At 61.5% G+C, this 15895-nt stretch carries 15 protein-coding genes; 8 read left to right on the top strand and 7 right to left on the bottom strand.

Annotation, left to right across the window (positions count from 1 at the left end; translation table 11 throughout):
* Positions 1–9 precede the first annotated feature (9 nt).
* Positions 10–1335 (bottom strand): aminotransferase-like domain-containing protein, encoded by a 1326-nt coding sequence (locus KSS96_RS13735; RefSeq protein WP_217856433.1) that lies wholly within the window; start codon positions 1333–1335, stop codon positions 10–12.
* Positions 1336–1426: 91 nt separating this feature from the next.
* On the opposite strand from KSS96_RS13735, the gene KSS96_RS13730 reads away from it, so the two are divergent.
* Positions 1427–2317 (top strand): DMT family transporter, encoded by an 891-nt coding sequence (locus tag KSS96_RS13730; RefSeq protein ID WP_065878461.1) that lies wholly within the window; start codon positions 1427–1429, stop codon positions 2315–2317.
* Here KSS96_RS13730 and KSS96_RS13725 read toward each other — a convergent pair.
* Positions 2314–2871, bottom strand: coding sequence for a YceI family protein (locus KSS96_RS13725; RefSeq protein ID WP_065878459.1), 558 nt, complete (start codon positions 2869–2871; stop codon positions 2314–2316). The genes KSS96_RS13730 and KSS96_RS13725 overlap by 4 nt on opposite strands.
* 87 nt (positions 2872–2958) lie before the next feature.
* Here KSS96_RS13725 and KSS96_RS13720 point away from each other — a divergent pair, with 87 nt between their 5' ends.
* Together KSS96_RS13720 and yghX are read left to right on the top strand one after the other, a co-directional pair.
* Positions 2959–3453: a PaaI family thioesterase gene (locus KSS96_RS13720; protein WP_017530438.1), complete on the top strand. Its 495-nt coding sequence runs from the start codon at positions 2959–2961 to the stop codon at positions 3451–3453.
* Positions 3454–3497: 44 nt separating this feature from the next.
* Positions 3498–4385 (top strand): YghX family hydrolase, encoded by an 888-nt coding sequence (yghX, locus tag KSS96_RS13715; protein ID WP_137220278.1) that lies wholly within the window; start codon positions 3498–3500, stop codon positions 4383–4385.
* Here yghX and KSS96_RS13710 read toward each other — a convergent pair.
* Complete coding sequence (locus KSS96_RS13710; RefSeq protein WP_137220277.1) at positions 4382–5257, bottom strand: LysR family transcriptional regulator; 876 nt, start codon at positions 5255–5257, stop codon at positions 4382–4384. The genes yghX and KSS96_RS13710 overlap by 4 nt on opposite strands.
* A 131-nt stretch (positions 5258–5388) precedes the next feature.
* Here KSS96_RS13710 and ampC point away from each other — a divergent pair, with 131 nt between their 5' ends.
* Entirely contained in the window at positions 5389–6543 is a 1155-nt protein-coding gene (gene ampC, locus KSS96_RS13705) for a class C beta-lactamase (protein ID WP_065878451.1), read from the top strand.
* 5 nt (positions 6544–6548) lie between these two features.
* Here the strand turns inward: ampC and KSS96_RS13700 are convergent, their stop codons facing one another.
* Positions 6549–7496: a polyprenyl synthetase family protein gene (locus tag KSS96_RS13700; protein WP_065878449.1), complete on the bottom strand. Its 948-nt coding sequence runs from the start codon at positions 7494–7496 to the stop codon at positions 6549–6551.
* Positions 7497–7795: 299 nt separating this feature from the next.
* Between KSS96_RS13700 and KSS96_RS13695 the strand changes: the two genes are divergently transcribed.
* Positions 7796–8755 carry a terpene synthase family protein gene (locus KSS96_RS13695; RefSeq protein WP_223271448.1) on the top strand — a complete coding sequence of 320 codons (960 nt, stop codon included), beginning with the start codon at positions 7796–7798 and terminating at the stop codon, positions 8753–8755.
* Positions 8756–8996: 241 nt separating this feature from the next.
* Positions 8997–10829 carry a serine hydrolase domain-containing protein gene (locus KSS96_RS13690; RefSeq protein ID WP_217856432.1) on the top strand — a complete coding sequence of 611 codons (1833 nt, stop codon included), beginning with the start codon at positions 8997–8999 and terminating at the stop codon, positions 10827–10829.
* 99 nt (positions 10830–10928) lie between these two features.
* On the opposite strand, the gene KSS96_RS13685 is transcribed toward KSS96_RS13690, so the two are convergent.
* Positions 10929–12215, bottom strand: coding sequence for an ATP-binding protein (locus KSS96_RS13685; protein WP_065878443.1), 1287 nt, complete (start codon positions 12213–12215; stop codon positions 10929–10931).
* Positions 12216–12923, bottom strand: a complete 708-nt coding sequence (locus KSS96_RS13680) for a winged helix-turn-helix domain-containing protein (protein ID WP_065878441.1) — start codon at positions 12921–12923, stop codon at positions 12216–12218. It abuts the gene before it with no gap.
* A gap of 157 nt (positions 12924–13080) precedes the next feature.
* Between KSS96_RS13680 and KSS96_RS13675 the strand changes: the two genes are divergently transcribed.
* Positions 13081–14280, top strand: a complete 1200-nt coding sequence (locus tag KSS96_RS13675) for an MFS transporter (RefSeq protein ID WP_017527913.1) — start codon at positions 13081–13083, stop codon at positions 14278–14280.
* Here the strand turns inward: KSS96_RS13675 and KSS96_RS13670 are convergent.
* Positions 14236–14838 (bottom strand): MiaE family protein, encoded by a 603-nt coding sequence (locus tag KSS96_RS13670; RefSeq protein WP_017527914.1) that lies wholly within the window; start codon positions 14836–14838, stop codon positions 14236–14238. The genes KSS96_RS13675 and KSS96_RS13670 overlap by 45 nt on opposite strands.
* A 151-nt stretch (positions 14839–14989) precedes the next feature.
* On the opposite strand from KSS96_RS13670, the gene uspL reads away from it, so the two are divergent.
* Positions 14990–15853, top strand: coding sequence for a universal stress protein UspL (uspL, locus tag KSS96_RS13665; protein WP_065878438.1), 864 nt, complete (start codon positions 14990–14992; stop codon positions 15851–15853).
* The last annotated feature ends 42 nt before the right edge of the window (positions 15854–15895 follow it).

Here is a 15895-nt window from a genome sequence, read left to right as displayed (position 1 = left end):
CCCGCGGGCTCACCACGCCACCACCTGGCGCACCTTGAGCAACGCCCCGCGCAGCGCCGGCATATCCACCGAGCCCAAGGCCAGGCGCAGCGCGTGGGGCACTTGGGCCGAGACGGCAAATGGCTCGGCGGTCGACACCGAGATGCCCTCGCGCAGTAGGGTCATGGCGACTTGATCGGCGCGGGCCTCCTCTGCCAATGGCAACCACAAAAAGTACGATGACGGGTGACTGCTATACGCCAGCCCCTGCAACACGTGCGCCGCCAAGGCTTGGCGCGCCTGGGCGTCATGGCGTTTTTGCGTTTCCAACTGCGCCACCGTGCCATCTTCGAGCCAGGCCACGGCAATGGCGCTCATCACACCGGGCACGTTCCAGGTGGTCGCCATGACGGCGCGTTCCAGCTGTTTCGCCCAGGCCGGCGGTGCGGCGACAAACCCCACGCGCAGCCCGGTGGCGACACTCTTCGACAACCCACCCACGTACACCGTGCGCTCCGGCGCCAGGCTCGCCAGCGGGGGTGGTGCGTGTTCGGCCAGAAATGCGTAGGCCGCGTCCTCAATGATCATCAGGTTGTGCTGACGGGCGACAGCAACCAGCCGTTCGCGTTGCGGCAGGTCCATCACCCAGCCCAGTGGATTGTGCAAGGTCGGCATGCTGTACACCGCGCGGACCGGGCGCTTGCGACACAGGGCGTGGAGGTAATCCAGGTCCGGGCCACGGGGGGTCACCGGGATGGCGACGATTTCCAGGTGCAGGGTTTCGGCCAACACCTTGAACCCCGAATAGGTCAACGCGTCCACGGCGATCACATCCCCAGGCTTGAGCAGCGCCATCATCGTTACCGCCAGACCATGCTGCGCACCGCTGACCATCAGCACCTGCTCGGCTTCCACCGTCAGGCCCCGGCGCAGCAAGTGCCGCGCCATCGCTGCACGCTCATGCAGACGTCCGGCATGGGGTTGGTAACGCAGCAGCGCCTCCAGGTCGCCGGACAACGCCAATTGGCGCAACGCGGTGCGCAGCAGTTCGGCCTGGCCCGGCAACGACGGGTAGTTGAAGTTGAGGTCGAGCAGGCCGGTCGCTACCGTCATTTGCCCACTGCCCTGCCCCGGCGGCAACGAAATCTCGCGCACGAAGGTGCCGCGCCCGGTTTCGCCGCTGACCAGGCCCATGGCCGCAAGCTCCGAGTACACACGGCTGGCGGTGACCAGGGCAAGGCCATGCTCGGCCGCCAGTTGGCGATGGGTGGGCAGGCGCGTGCCGGGGAGCATGTGCCCCGAGCGAATGGCTTCGGCGAAGGAGTCGACCAGCAGCTTGTAGCGGGCACGGGGCATTGGCGATGTATCCATGACAATTTTTTGATTGTCTTGATCTTCGATCCTAGGATGGCTCTCACGCAACCTTTCTTTGTTTCGGACGCCGCCCATGGAACGCACCTCCCCGCTCGACACCCCGGACAGCAATACCCAGGGCTGGATCAACGGCTTTATCGGCGTGCTGATTTTCAGCGGCTCGTTGCCCGCCACGCGCCTGGCCGTGCTGGAGTTCGACCCGGTGTTCCTCACCCTGATCCGCGCCACCATTGCGGCGCTGCTGGGGCTGCTTTTGCTGTGGCTGTTCAAGGAAAAACGCCCCATGCGCAGCCAATGGGTACCGCTGGTCATCGTGGCGCTGGGCGTGGTGATCGGCTTTCCTTTGCTCACCGCCCTGGCGCTGCAATACGTGACCTCCGCGCACTCCATCGTATTCATCGGCCTGCTCCCCCTGGCCACCGCGATCTTCGGTGTGCTGCGCGGCGGCGAGCGACCGCGCCCGGCGTTCTGGCTGTTTTCGGTGCTGGGCAGCGCCCTGGTGATGGGTTACGCCTTGGCCCAAGGCTTGAGTGCCGCGCCTGCCGGTGACGTGTTGATGCTATTGGCGGTGCTGGTGTGCGGCCTGGGATACGCCGAAGGCGCCAAGCTGTCGCGCAGCCTGGGCGGCTGGCAGGTGATCTGCTGGGCGCTGGTCGTGTCGCTGCCGGTGGTGCTGCCGTTGAGCCTGGCCCTGGCGCCATCCAGCTTCACCGGCATCAGCTTGCCAGCGTGGCTGAGCCTGGCGTATGTGTCGTTGTTCAGCATGTTGATCGGCTTTGTGTTCTGGTACCGCGGGCTGGCCCAGGGTGGCATCGCCGCCGTCGGCCAGTTGCAGTTGCTGCAGCCGTTCTTCGGCCTGGCACTGGCGGCGGGCCTGCTGCATGAACAGGTAAGCCTGGGCATGGTACTGGTGACGGTTGCCGTGATCGGCTGCGTGGCCGGCGCCAAGGAGTTCGCCCGCTAGCGCTGCGGCGCGACCATCTTGAACTTGATACGGATGTCGTTGGACACCACGCTGTTGCCGGCCCACTCCCCCTCGCCGATCTTGAAGTCACCTCGCTTGAGGGTGAATTCGCCGTCGAATATGCCAATGCCATCCAGCTCCTTGAGCAGCACCTGCACGTCAACCGGGCGGGTGGTGCCCTTGATGGTCAGGTTGCCGCTGATCTTGAAGCGGTTGTCGCCCAGGGCCTTGACCGCCGTGGACTCATACACGCCCACCGGATAGGTGGCGGTATCAAACCAGGACGCGCGTTGCAGGGTGTCATTGGCATCGTCGCTCCCGGCGTTGATGCTGGCGAGCTGAATCTTCAGCAACGCGTGCCCCGCCTCAGGTTTGCGGGTATCGAAGGTCAACGTACCCTCGAACTGGCCGAAGGTGCCGTAGACCTGCTGCCCCAACTGTTTGTAGGTAAAGGTGATCTGGCTGGCGGTGGGGTTGACGTCCTTGTACTCCACGGCCTGGGCGCTGGCGATGCAGCCCAGCACAAGGGTAAGCCCCAACAGTCGACGTTTCATGCACCGCTCCGCAAAAAAATGGCTGTATTCCCATCAGGCGCGGGTCCTGCTAAACAGAGTAACCGCCCATTACAACAAGGAGTTTGCATGCACTTCCCTTCTCTGCAAGACATCACGGCCCCGGAAGGCATTTGCTACGGTTGCGGCAGCAGCAACCCCCACGGCCTGCACATCAAGAGCCGCTGGGACGAGGACCGCATCCACGTCATCGCCGAGCACCAACCCGAGCCTCAATACAGCGGCTGGCCCGACCTGGTCTACGGCGGCCTGATCGCCATGCTGGTGGACTGCCATTCCAACTGGACCGCCATGGCCTACCACTACCAGGCCGAACACCGCGAACCCGGCAGCCTGCCGCGCATCGACTGCGTCACCGGCAACCTGGGCATCAAATTTATCAAGCCCACCCCCATGGGCGTCCCGCTGACCCTGCGCGCACGGGTCGAAGGCGACGTGGGGCGCAAAAGCCGCGTGGTCTGCGAGGTATACGCGGGCGACGTGCTCACCGCAATCGGTGATTCAGTGTTCGTGCGTGTCGACACCGGCCATCTGGCCGCCGCCGCCCATGGCCGCGAGAGTTGAACCTGGTCTACATTGATTGCCACCACCCCTCGAGGATTGCACCGATGGCTCGTCTCACCGCGCAGGACTTTGCCCCCGAACTGCTGGAACTCTACGACGGCTACGCACATGGCAAGCTCAACCGCCGCGAGTTTCTCGACCGCGCCGCGCTGTTCACCTTCGGCGGCCTCACGGCATCGGCCCTGCTCGCCGCCCTGAGCCCCAACTACGCGCTGGCCGAACAAGTCAAATTCACCGACCCTGACATCGTCGCCGACTACGTCACCTACCCCTCGCCCAAGGGCAACGGCACGGTGCGCGGCTACCGGGTGCGCCCGGCCAAGGCGGCAGGCAAGTTGCCCGCCGTGGTGGTGGTTCACGAAAACCGTGGCCTGAACCCTTATATCGAAGACGTCGCCCGACGCCTGGCCAAAGCCGGGTTTATCGCACTGGCGCCGGACGGCCTGAGCTCCGTCGGCGGCTACCCCGGCAATGACGAAAAAGGCGTGGCGCTGCAACAGACCGTCGACCCTACCAAACTGATGAACGACTTTTTCGCGGCCATCGAATGGCTGATGCACCACGACGACAGCACCGGCAAGGTCGGCATCACCGGCTTCTGCTACGGCGGCGGCGTGACCAACGCAGCGGCGGTGGCCTACCCTGAACTGGGCGCGGCGGTATCGTTCTACGGGCGTCAGCCGCAAGCCCAGGACGTGCCGCGCATCAAGGCGCCGATCATGTTGCATTTCGGTGAGTTGGACACGCGGATCAACGAAGGCTGGCCGGCGTATGAGCAGGCGTTGAAGGCGGCGGGCACGACCTACGAGGCATTTATCTACAAGGGCGCCAATCACGGTTTTCACAATGATTCGACGCCACGCTATGACGAGGCCGCGGCGAATCTGGCGTGGGAACGCACCCTGGGATGGTTTCGCAAATACCTGGTTTAACCCGCGGCAGCCTGCAACAGCCAGCCCTTGAACGCCGCCATCGCCGAGGTCTCGCTGCGCGACTGCAAGCGCGTCAGCCAATAGCTGCCGGTGGTGATGCCCACGTCGAACGGCTGGCGGATCACACCCCCCTCCAGCTGTCGCGCAAACATCATCGCTGGCGCCAACGCCACGCCGGTACCTTGCAGGGCCGCTTCCATCATCGCCAGCGACGAGTCAAACATGATGCTGCGCGGCACCAGGGTGTCGGCCGGCAAGCCGGCGGCGTGGAACCACAGGCTCCATTCATCGGCGCGGTAGGAACGCAGCAAGGTGTGTTTCAACAGGTCACGCGGGGCGTGCAATTGCTCGGCAAGCTGCGGCACGCACAACACGGTCAGCGGCGCTTCCAGCAATGGGCAGGCGTACGTGCCGTGCCAGGCGCCGGCACCGAAGCGAATCGCGTAATCCAGGCCTTCGGCGGCAACATCGACGCGGTTGTTATGGGTGGACAGGCGCAAGTCAATAAACGGGTAGCGTGCGTGAAAGTCCGGCAGACGCGGCAGCAGCCATCCCACGGCAAAGGTACCGACCGCGCCGACCGTAAGCACCTCACGGTAGTGGCCGCCTTCGAACTGGCCCAAGGTGGTGGCGATGCGGTCGAAGGATTCGCGCAGCACCGGCAGCAGCGTTTCGCCTTCGCGGGTGAGCATGAGCCCCCTCGGCAGCCGCTTGAACAAGGTGACATTCAACTGCGCTTCCAGGCTTTTGACCTGATGGCTGACGGCCGCCTGGGTCACGCATAACTCAATGGCCGCGCGGGTAAAGCTCAAGTGCCGGGCTGAAGCCTCGAATGCACGCAGTGCGTTGAGGGGCAGGTGGGAACGCAGCATGGTTGACCCTAAATTTTCTAATGGCTGGTGCGAAATATGATCGGTTGCCTCCAGGCGCCAAACTGCCTAGATTTGCGGCGCCTGCTCAGGCTTTGACCGCCAATGCTTCACCTACATGGAAGCGAAACATCATGCACGAAAAGTCTCATCTCAACGTACGAAACATCTTTATTTGCGCCTTACTGCTCGGTTCCGGCACTTGCATGGCCGCCCCCGATTTGCGCAAGGTCGTGGACGATAACGTCGAACCACTGATGCGACAAGAACAGATCGCCGGCCTGTCGGTGGCCGTGGTGAGCCGAGGCCAGGTGCAATACTTTAACTACGGTGTCGCCTCCAAAGAACAACAGCAACCCATCACCCAAGACACCCTGTTCGAAATCGGCTCGGTGAGCAAAACCTTCACCGCCACCCTCGGCGGTTACGCCCAGGCCACCGGCAAGCTCAAGCTCGCGGACAAGGCCAGCCAACACCTGCCGACCCTCAAGGGCAGCGCCTTCGACCACATCAGCCTGCTGCAACTGGCAACCTACACCCCAGGCGGCTTGACCCTGCAGTTTCCGCCGTCGGCCGACAGTGCCCAGACCATGCTCAGCTACTTCCAACACTGGCAACCGACTTACGCCCCCGGCGCCCAACGCCTTTATTCCAACCCGAGCATCGGCCTGTTCGGCTACCTCGCCGCACAAAGCCTGGGCCAGCCGTTCAATACAGCCATGGAAAACACGCTGCTGCCCAAACTGGGCCTGAACAACACCTACGTCCACGTACGGGCCGACAAGGCCGCGCTGTATGCCCAGGGTTATGACAAACAGCACAAACCGGTGCGCGTCGGCCCCGGCGCACTGGACAGCGAAGCCTACGGCATCAAGACCAGCGCCCACGACCTGGCGCGCTACGTGCTGGTCAACATGCACCCCGACACCCTGGAAAAACCCCTGCAACAAGCCATCGCCACCACCCATACCGGCTACTACACGGTAAACGGCACCACCCAGGCCCTGGGCTGGGAGTACTACCCCTACCCGATCACGCTGCAAGCCTTGATCGACGGCAACTCCACGCCCATGGCAATGGAGCCGCACACGGCCAATTGGCTGGCGACACCGCACGTACAACCCGCCAACGTCCTGTTCAACAAAACCGGTTCAACCAGCGGCTTTGGTGCCTATGTGGCGTATGTGCCGAGCAAGGACATCGGCGTGGTGATCCTGGCAAACAAGAACTACCCGAATGCCGAGCGGGTGAAAGTGGCGCATGCAATTCTGAGTGCGGTGGATCAATAACGCCACTACCTGAGCACGCGCTTGTAGTAATCATCATCAGCAGCAGGTTGGAAGTGAATATCACGAATAAACGCTTCCAGCCTTTTGTTTTTTCGCTGGGTACAGGAGTGTCCAATAACGGCCAGACCGTTGAGGATCCGGCAGTAAGTTTCTTCCATCACGACTATTGCAAGATCGAGCACACCCGCGTCGCCAAATGCTCGGATGATTTCATTCTTTTGGTCAAAGGAGCGCTTTTCCTTAGATAACGGCTGCCCGGCCAGGATCATTAAAAATGACTTTGGCCCTCCTTCGAGATCCGTCGCGAAGCCTTTCTTCGCAAAATGCGGAATATGATTCACATCGCAATAATCATTCACGTATCGATAGTAGACGGCCAGGTCATACAGCAACGCTTTCAACGCCAAGTACGTGTCCTCATCCACAGGCTTCAAACACTGGCAGGCATTCAATAAAAAAACGAAAAAACAGCCCGTATTGGCCTGAGCGATCAACCTGTAGTCGTCCAGCGAAGGCAATGCCGTGCCTTCACTGGCACACACGTCAAGGTGCTGCCCAATATGCAGGGCTTCGAGGCTTTCGAGACCGGTGGTGATGACGCCCTCGTTACCCAGGGAAGCAAGACGTTGGAGACCAGCCAGGTACCCGTGCATTCCTGAAATAATCGCCACCGTCGCACCGTAGGTTTTCCATACCGATGGTTGCCCCCGACGTAGGCAGTCCGCATCGAACACATCGTCATGTATCAACGAAGCGGTGTTCATCAGTTCAACCGACTCACACAACACATGCGCCTGCGCTGCTGGCACACCAAACAGCATGGCAAGCGCCCAGCCAAGCTCAGTGCGGATCAACTTTCCCTGGAAGCGGGACTGGTAGGCGAACGGCTCGATCCACCGAGACTTAGCGCGTGCATAGCCCGTGTTATCAAAGCCGTAGAAAGAGCTGTTCATAGGGCAGGCCTTATTCGTGCAATGTGTTTACTCGCCAGTAAAAGACCCTCACACTGCCAGGCCACCGCTTTACCCAGATATTGATTCCTGCACTTAACCTTAGCGACGTGCACGTCAAACATGCTTTTTTTTAGCAATTAAGAACACTCAACATATAACGCAGAGGCTTATCCCGCCCTGATAGTTAAATAACTGGCTTCGCCAGCAAATCCTAACTTCATTCAAAACCTCTAACGCTCGTTCCCAGGCTCATCTATCTTACATACCAAGTTCCTTTCAAACACCACTGGATACATAAGATGACCGGGTTACTGTCTGCCGGGACGACTTTTCCACTGAGCCCCTACACGGACGAAGCGCAACAACATACTCGTCAGTGGCTCAGCCGCATGGGACTTGGAACCACGCCCCATGCGGCCCATCAATTAGATATCTACGTACCGGGCACTTATGCCGGTTACATGTGGAGTGATGCGCCTGCGGACATACTGATGATTCTGTCAGACCTGGTGGGTTGGTTCAGTTGCCAGGATGACCTCGCCGACGAGGACTGCAGAGACCCTGAAGTCCTCGAACGCCTGATTCGTGGCGTATATACCCACGCGTTCACCGCAAATACGGTGAGCCGCGAACCGCTCGCCTGTGCACTCGCAGATATCATGCGCAGAGCTGCTCGGCTGATGCCACCTATCTGGAAGCAGCGCGTCGCAGAGCAATATGCAACTTACCTCGCTCCATGCGCCATCGCCCTGATGCATCGCTTGCACCACACCCAGCCGGGTAACGAAGGTTATGGACACCTTTGGCAAAATGCCGGTGGGTTCCAGGTGTGCCTGGAGTTCACCTACTTGGCGCAAAACATCAACTTGTCATCAGACCTTTACTACAGTGCTCCCTGGCAGGAACTGCGCAGCGTGGCGCTGAACTTGTTCAAGGCGGTTAACGATGTGTTGTCGTTTCCCATCATGGAAAACCCCGACGAGGATGTATTCAACCTGCTGACTCATCTCAGGCACGCCCATGGAAATTCCGTACACCAAGCAACCCAGAACGTTTCCCAGCGTATTGAGCAGTGGGCTGAGCGCTTTGCACACGCCCAGGCCGTGCTACCCGCACAACTGGCAATCCTGGGGTTTGACGAGCGCAGCCAGGAACAAGCGAAAATCTGCGCCCAGGCCCTGCATAATCAATGGCGCGGCAATATCGCCTGGCATCTGGTAGCGCCGCGCTACCAGACAGTACGCTTCAATGGCGAATGAAAAACACCGGGGACCTCTCCGGCCTGGAAAAAGGCCGATACACGGAGGGCCGCTTCACCGGCACGCAAGACGTGGAAAACGCCATCAACCCACATAGCACGGTGATTCATTCGCCAGCACTGAATGCGCTTCGACCTGGCCCGTTAACAGTCTTTGACAGTTTCTCGACAAAGCAGTCAAAGACCTTCAAGCCGCCCACCAATAGCATTCGAGCCTCCAAACCCTCTGTTGGAGGCTCCTCATGCTTGGCACATTGCGCAGTATTACGCTGCTTGGCTGCCTGTTGGGCAGTGTCGGCTGTCATCGCCAGCCGCCTGCCCCGCCGCCGATTCCCAAGGGCGACTACAGCGCGATCATTCGCTACCTGCAAACCCGCATTGTGCAGGACATGGCCCGGGAGCACATACCCGGGCTGTCCATCGCGCTGGTCAACGGCCAGGAGTTGCTCTGGGCCCGTGGCTTCGGCATGGCCGACACGGCCATGGGCATTGCGGTGACACCCAATACCGCGTTCCGGGCGGGCGCAATCTCCAAGCTGTTGACTGCCGGCGCGGCGCTGCAATTGGTGGAGCAGCGGCGCCTGGCGCTGGATGCGCCGATCCAGCAGACCCTGCGCGAATTCCATGTGCGCTCGAGGTTCCACCAGGACCCGCACGACGCTGACCGCGATATCACCCTGCGCCGCCTGCTCAGCCATCAATCCGGCCTGCCCAGCGAACATCTGCGCGACCTGCGCACCGCCTTCGCCATGGGCCAGATGCCGATGCGCGTGTCGGGTGTATGGCTGAGCGCGCCGCCCGGCACCCAGGTGGCCTATTCCAACCTGGGCTACACACTGGTCGGAGCGGCCATCGAACGCAGCAGCGGCAAGGACTTCGAAACGCAACTGCAACAGGGCCTGCTCACCCCTCTGCAGATGAACCACGCGAGCTTTGTGGGCACCGCCGCGCAATCGAGTTATCGCGCCGTGGGGTATGAGGACGGGGTCGCGAGCGCCGACGCTCAAGTGCGCGACCTCGCCGCCGAGGGCTTGTGGGCCAGCCCCAGAGACCTCAGCCATTACGTGCAAATGCTCTTCGCCGGCGGGCTCTACAAGGGGCAGCGGCTGCTGCACAGCCAATCGATCGATGAGATGTTCCGCCAGCAAAACACCGGCAATGCCCTGGACTTCGATTGCCAGATGGGCCTGGCCTGGTTTCTCGCGCCGTGCGGTGACGAGCCCATCGTCCCTGGCGTGCGAACCTTCCAGCACAGTGGCGGCGGCGATGCGTTTGCCGCGCAATTGAGCCTGCTGCCCGATCAGCAACTGGCCGTGATCATTATGGCCAACGACAGCAACGCCGAAGACCTGGTCGCCCGGCTGAGCACCGATACCCTGCGCCTGATGTTCCAGGCCGCCACCGGCGCACCCGCGTGCAGCGCAGACTGCCAGCCGCCGAGCCACGGGCTCAAGCTGCGCCAGGTACCGACAGCCACCGACCGCAAGCGCCTGGCCGGCTTCTACGCCACGGCCTGGGGCGTATTGCGCATCAAGGACGACAACACGCGGTTGGCCGTTGAATGGGCTGGCGACACCTTCGAACTGGTACGCGATGAAGAGGGCTGGCTACGCGCGCAGAAAAAGCTGCTGGGCTGGTGGCCCAGAGACCTCGGCGAACTGGGCCGCGTGCAATTGGATGTGGTCACAGTGCTGGGCAGACGGATGCTTACCGCGCGCAGTTACGGCCAGCGCATTGCCGTGGGCGAACGCATCGAGGCACCGCCCCTGCCCATGGCCTGGGCCAACACCGTCGGCACCTATCAAGTACTCAATACCCACGAACCCAACGCGCCGTTGAGCGGCATCAGCGTGCGCCTGGAAGACGGCTTCCTGGTGATACGCGGCCAACTGCACAGCGAGCCCCTGACCGACTACATCCTGCTGCCGGTGGACAACGCCCATGCCGTACTCGCCGGCAGCGGTTATGGCCTGGGTGACACCGTCAGCCGCCAGATCAACGGCCTCAGCGCTTCGGGCTATGCCTTCAAACGTACCGACTCCCCGCACCCACCCTTGAGTTTCCGGCAAAAATAAAACCGGGCGGCTGGACGCCGACCGGCTCGAAGGCAGGGGTGAGATCAGGTCATGTGCGCAGATGGGGTGCTGGGCTACACGTTCCGATCGTCCGCGGCTTTAGACATGTTGTTCAGCATAGGCCCAGGTCATTCGAAACGAGGCCCCGCCCCATTCCGAATCCAACACATGCACCTGCCCGCCATGCCACTGCGACACCCGCTGCACCAGCGCCAGGCCGAGGCCGAAGCCGCCGGTACGGCGGTCGCGGCTGGCGTCCAGGCGCATAAAGGGCTGGAAGATTTTCGCCCGGCCCTCTTCGGGCACGCCAGGACCGTCGTCGCACACCCGCACTTCATAGCCGCTGCCGAATGTGATCAGCGACACCTCCACGCGGCGCTCGGCGTAACGGATGGCATTGCGCAGCAGGTTGATCACCGCCCGCGCCATAAAGCGCGGTTCGATCTCGATCACGTCCACCTCGCAGGTGCGCAACGACAACTGAATACCCGCCGCCTCAGCCTCCAGGGCCACGCTGCCGATCACACTGTCGAGCCAGCTATGGGCTTCGATGCGTTCGCGAGTGACCTGGGTCGCGCCGCGCTCCAGGCTGGCGTAAGTGAGCAGCTCGGAGACCATTTCTTCCAGCTCACCCAGGTCGGCATACATATCAGCGATCAGTTCGCCGCGCTGGCGCGGATCGGCCTGTTGCTTGAGCTGATCAAGCTCGAACGACAAGCGCGCAATCGGCGTGCGCAATTCGTGGGATACCGCGTTGGTCAGTTCGCGCTGGTTGGCAATCAGGCTTTCGATGCGTTCCGCCATCTGGTTAAAGTGCCCGGCCAGCTCACGCACCGTGGAACGGCGCGGTAGCAGGATGCGTGACCCCAGGTCGTTGTCGCCGAAACGCTGGGCGGCCAGGCGGATATGCTCCAGGTCGCGCCAATGCGGGCGTACCCAAAAATACAGCACGATCGCCAGGCACACTCCGAGAAACCCATAGGCCCACAGGTACAGCCACTTCGGCTCTTCCGGCAGCTTGATTTCCAGCAACTGCGGGCCGCCATCGATAGTCGCCAGAAACTCCATGAAGTCGCCGCGCACCACCAGCAGGCCGTCGTTGAGCAGCGCCTGTTCGCGGGCTGTGAGGCTAAGGCTGTCTTTGGGCACCAGTTTCAGGCGCAGCCCGTAATGGGCTTGCAGGTCGGCCAGGCGGGCCTGGCGCGCATCGCCAAGCACCGGGCGCAATTGCTCCACCAAACCATAGGCGGGGCCACGCATGGCTTCGCGGTTATAGGTTTCGTTGGCTTCGGGCAGCAGTTCGTCGAAGGTGTAATTGACCAACCAGATCGCCCCCGCCAGGCCGAAAGCCAGAATCACATACAGGCGCAGAAACAGGCGCAGCATCTAAACCTCCCACGCAAACGGATTGAACAGGTAGCCCTTGCCCCAGATCGTCTTGATGCACACCGGCTCGCGCGGGTTGTCGTTGAGTTTGCCGCGTAGCTTGCTGATGTACACGTCGACGCTGCGGTTGAGGCCGTCAAACGCGATGCCCCGCATGCGGTTAAGAATGTCATCGCGGGACAGGATGGTGCCCGCGTTACTGGCCAGCAGCCACAGCAGTTCGAACTCCATGGTGGTCAGGTCGATCTTGTCGTTCCCCAGGCTGACCACCCGGCAACTGCGGTCGATCGTCAACCGGCCGAATTCCACCGCACCGCGCACCGTTGGCTCCGGCGCCTGGCGGCGTTGCAGCGCACGCAGGCGTGCCAGCAGCACCGGCGGCTTGATCGGTTTGATCACATAGTCATCGGCGCCGGACTCCAGGCCGAGGATGTGGTCCAGGTCATCTTCCTTGGCGGTGAGGATCACGATAGGCGTGTCGGACACCGCGCGAATCCCACGGCAGACGTGCAAACCGCTCTGGCCGGGCAGCATCAGGTCGAGCACGACAATCTTGGGCTTGAAATCGAGGAACGCGGCCAACGCCTCGTCGCCCCGGTGCACCACCCGCACCTCGAAACCATGCTGCGCCAGAAAATGCGCGACCAGCCCTGCCAGCTTCTCATCGTCCTCAACGAGCAAGACCTTGCCCAGACCCAGGTTTTCCATAAGTTCTCAGTGTGCAAACGCCGATTGAAGAGGCGGCATTATAGGTGGCAAGCTGCGCAACTGAATCAACTGGCCAGCAGCGCCCGATGAAGCTTCATCCTTTTAAGAGTTTTTAACAAATAGCCTGCAATTTTTAACGCCATTCACAGGGAGTTGTATGCGCAAGGATTACCTGGCGTTCTTTGTCTCGCTGTTTCTGTCACGGCTGGCCGATCAGATTCTGCTGTTCATCGTGCCGCTGATGGTGTTCCAGAGCACCCGCAGTGTGTCGTGGGCCGGGCTGGCATTTTTTGTCGAGTCACTGCCGCGCTACCTGGCGTTTCCCGTGTGCGGGGCGTTGTGCGACAGGTTTTCGCCGGTGCGTATTCTGCATATCAGCCAGGTTTACCGCGCCGTGGCCTGTGGTGTGGCGGTGGCACTGTACGGGATGTTCGAAGGTATTTACTGGCTGGTGATGCTGTCGGCACTGTGCGGGGTGTTGACCACCCAGGGCATCATGGCGCGGGAAGTGCTGATGCCGCATATCTTCAAGCACTACACCTATGCCAAGACCTTGTCCTATTCCCAAATCGCCGACCAGAGCGGCCTGGTGCTCGGCCCGCTGGTCGCGGCGCTGTTGCTTGAGGTGTGGGCCTGGCAGTGGGTGGTGCTGGGCATCGGTGGGCTGTTTGGGCTGGCGGACCTGGCCATGCTGACCTGGCAACGCCACACCACGGTGAACCTGCAACGCCACGCCCAGCAACATGATATCGGGCTGCAACCGCTGCGCATCGCCTGGGGGCATATTCGTAGCCTGGTGGAGCTCAAGCGGGTCATTACCCTGGCCATCGGTGTGAACCTGTTGATCGGCGTGACGCTGGCCACTTCGGCGGCAATGGTCACGGGCCAATACGCGGCCAGCAAGGATGCCTACGCCCTGCTGCAAGGCGCGGGGGCGATGGTTACCCTCGTGATTCTGTTTTACCTGGCGCGCTCATCATTAGGCTTGAAGACCATGGGCGGGTTGTCGTATTCGATGATTGCCGCCGGGGCATTGATTATGGCGATCAGCTCCAATGTGTGGGGCTATGCGCTGGGTTTCCTGCTGGTCAGCGGTTTCGACAAAATGTTCAACGTGTACCTGCGCAGCACACGCCAGCGGGTGATTCCGGTGCAGGACTTCGGCAAGACGGTAGGCGTGATCACCCTGCTCAACAACCTGCCGCAACCGCTGGCGGGCTTGATGGTTGCCGTGCTGGCCGCACCGCTGGGCGCGCAAACGGTGATGCTGCTGCTCACAGCGATCACCCTCTTGATCGGCGTGGCGGTGGCCTCAGGCTGGCACGCCACTGTGAAAGCGGAACTCGATGTCGGGTGACTCGATCAGTTCCTGCTCGGCCGCCCTCACCCGCTCGATCACCTGCGCGACGTCCTTGGCGTCGCCGTACTGGTAGGCCAGCTTCAGGTAACCCTGGAAGTGCCGCGCCTCGCTTTTCAGCAGGCCGAAGTAGAACTTGCCGAGTTCTTCGTCCAAATGCGGCACCAGCGCTTCGAAACGCTCGCAACTGCGCGCTTCGATAAAGGCGCCGACCACCAGGGTATCCACCAGCTTCACCGGCTCATGGCTGCGCACCACTTTGCGCAAACCCGAGGCATAACGGCTGGCGTGCAGTTGGCGCAGCTCAATCTTGCGCTTTTTCATCAGGCGCATGACCTGCTCGTGGTGCACCAGTTCTTCACGGGCCAGGCGCGACATCATATTGATCAGGTCGACATGGCCGTGGTACTTGGCGATCAGGCTCAGCGCCGTGCTGGCGGCCTTGAATTCGCAATTCTTATGGTCGATCAGCAGCGTTTCCTGGTCGGCCAGCGCCGCCTGGACCCAAGCGTCGGGGGTGCGGCAACCGAGGAATTCGTGGATGTCTGGCAGGTTCATCGGGCTCACGGGCAAAAGGATCACAAAAGGTCGGCGATTATACCGACCACGCCGAAGACCACCAGCCACTGGCCTTGATGTGCATCAACATGACGTGCCGCGCCAGGCAACTATAGTTATTCAACGCCCGCCCCTTTTGGAGATCCCGACCATGCAAGCCATCCGCAGCATCCTGGTGGTCATCGAGCCCGAGCATTCGGAAAGCCTGGCCCTCAAGCGCGCCAAGCTGATCGCCGGGGTGACCGATGCACACCTGCATTTGCTGGTCTGCGACAAAAAGCATGAGCATTCGGCGCTGTTGAGCCTGCTCAAGGCCGGCTTGCAGGAGGCCGGCTACAGCGTCACCACCGAACAGGCGTGGAACGACAGCCTGCATGAAACCATCATCGACGTGCAGCAGGCCGAAGGCTGTGGCCTGGTGATCAAGCAGCACTTCCCCGACAGCCCGTTGAAAAAAGCACTGCTGACCCCGGCGGATTGGAAGCTGTTGCGTTATTGCCCGACGGCGGTGCTGCTGGTCAAGACCGCCACGCCCTGGGCGGGCCGCGTGATCCTGGCGGCGATTGACGTGGGCAATACCGACGGCGAGCATCGGTCGCTGCATAACTCGATCATTGATCACGGTTTTGACATCGCCAGCCTCGCCAAGGCGCAGTTACATGTGATCAGTGCCCATCCGTCGCCGATGCTGTCGGCCGCGGACCCGACGTTTCAGCTTAAAGAAACCATCGAGGCGCGCTATCGCGAGCAATGCAAGGCATTCCAAGCCGAGTTCGACGTGGATGACAGCCACTTGCATATCGAAGAAGGCCCGGCGGATGTGCTGATTCCTTTTGCAGCGCACAAATACCAGGCAGCCGTCACCATCATCGGCACCGTGGCGCGCAAGGGGCTTTCCGGCGCGCTCATCGGCAATACGGCGGAAGTGATCCTCGATGCCGTGGAAAGCGACGTACTGGTGCTCAAACCGCAGACGCTGATGGATCACCTGCAGGAGCTCGCAACCGAGCACTGACGCTGATCTCCAAAACAATGAAGATCAATATGTGGGAGCAAG

The organism is Pseudomonas asgharzadehiana, assembly GCF_019139815.1.
Taxonomy (GTDB): domain Bacteria; phylum Pseudomonadota; class Gammaproteobacteria; order Pseudomonadales; family Pseudomonadaceae; genus Aquipseudomonas; species Aquipseudomonas asgharzadehiana.
This window is presented reverse-complemented; position numbering and strand designations above follow the sequence as displayed.

What these genes read in the sequence shown, in the direction of transcription:
- KSS96_RS13735 (WP_217856433.1), bottom strand. Translation starts at nt 1,335, where the DNA reads ATGCCCCGTGCCCGCTACAAGCTGCTGGTCGACTCCTTCGCCGAAGCC.
- KSS96_RS13730 (WP_065878461.1), top strand. Translation starts at nt 1,427, where the DNA reads ATGGAACGCACCTCCCCGCTCGACACCCCGGACAGCAATACCCAGGGC.
- KSS96_RS13725 (WP_065878459.1), bottom strand. Translation starts at nt 2,871, where the DNA reads ATGAAACGTCGACTGTTGGGGCTTACCCTTGTGCTGGGCTGCATCGCC.
- KSS96_RS13720 (WP_017530438.1), top strand. Translation starts at nt 2,959, where the DNA reads ATGCACTTCCCTTCTCTGCAAGACATCACGGCCCCGGAAGGCATTTGC.
- yghX (WP_137220278.1), top strand. Translation starts at nt 3,498, where the DNA reads ATGGCTCGTCTCACCGCGCAGGACTTTGCCCCCGAACTGCTGGAACTC.
- KSS96_RS13710 (WP_137220277.1), bottom strand. Translation starts at nt 5,257, where the DNA reads ATGCTGCGTTCCCACCTGCCCCTCAACGCACTGCGTGCATTCGAGGCT.
- ampC (WP_065878451.1), top strand. Translation starts at nt 5,389, where the DNA reads ATGCACGAAAAGTCTCATCTCAACGTACGAAACATCTTTATTTGCGCC.
- KSS96_RS13700 (WP_065878449.1), bottom strand. Translation starts at nt 7,496, where the DNA reads ATGAACAGCTCTTTCTACGGCTTTGATAACACGGGCTATGCACGCGCT.
- KSS96_RS13695 (WP_223271448.1), top strand. Translation starts at nt 7,796, where the DNA reads ATGACCGGGTTACTGTCTGCCGGGACGACTTTTCCACTGAGCCCCTAC.
- KSS96_RS13690 (WP_217856432.1), top strand. Translation starts at nt 8,997, where the DNA reads ATGCTTGGCACATTGCGCAGTATTACGCTGCTTGGCTGCCTGTTGGGC.
- KSS96_RS13685 (WP_065878443.1), bottom strand. Translation starts at nt 12,215, where the DNA reads ATGCTGCGCCTGTTTCTGCGCCTGTATGTGATTCTGGCTTTCGGCCTG.
- KSS96_RS13680 (WP_065878441.1), bottom strand. Translation starts at nt 12,923, where the DNA reads ATGGAAAACCTGGGTCTGGGCAAGGTCTTGCTCGTTGAGGACGATGAG.
- KSS96_RS13675 (WP_017527913.1), top strand. Translation starts at nt 13,081, where the DNA reads ATGCGCAAGGATTACCTGGCGTTCTTTGTCTCGCTGTTTCTGTCACGG.
- KSS96_RS13670 (WP_017527914.1), bottom strand. Translation starts at nt 14,838, where the DNA reads ATGAACCTGCCAGACATCCACGAATTCCTCGGTTGCCGCACCCCCGAC.
- uspL (WP_065878438.1), top strand. Translation starts at nt 14,990, where the DNA reads ATGCAAGCCATCCGCAGCATCCTGGTGGTCATCGAGCCCGAGCATTCG.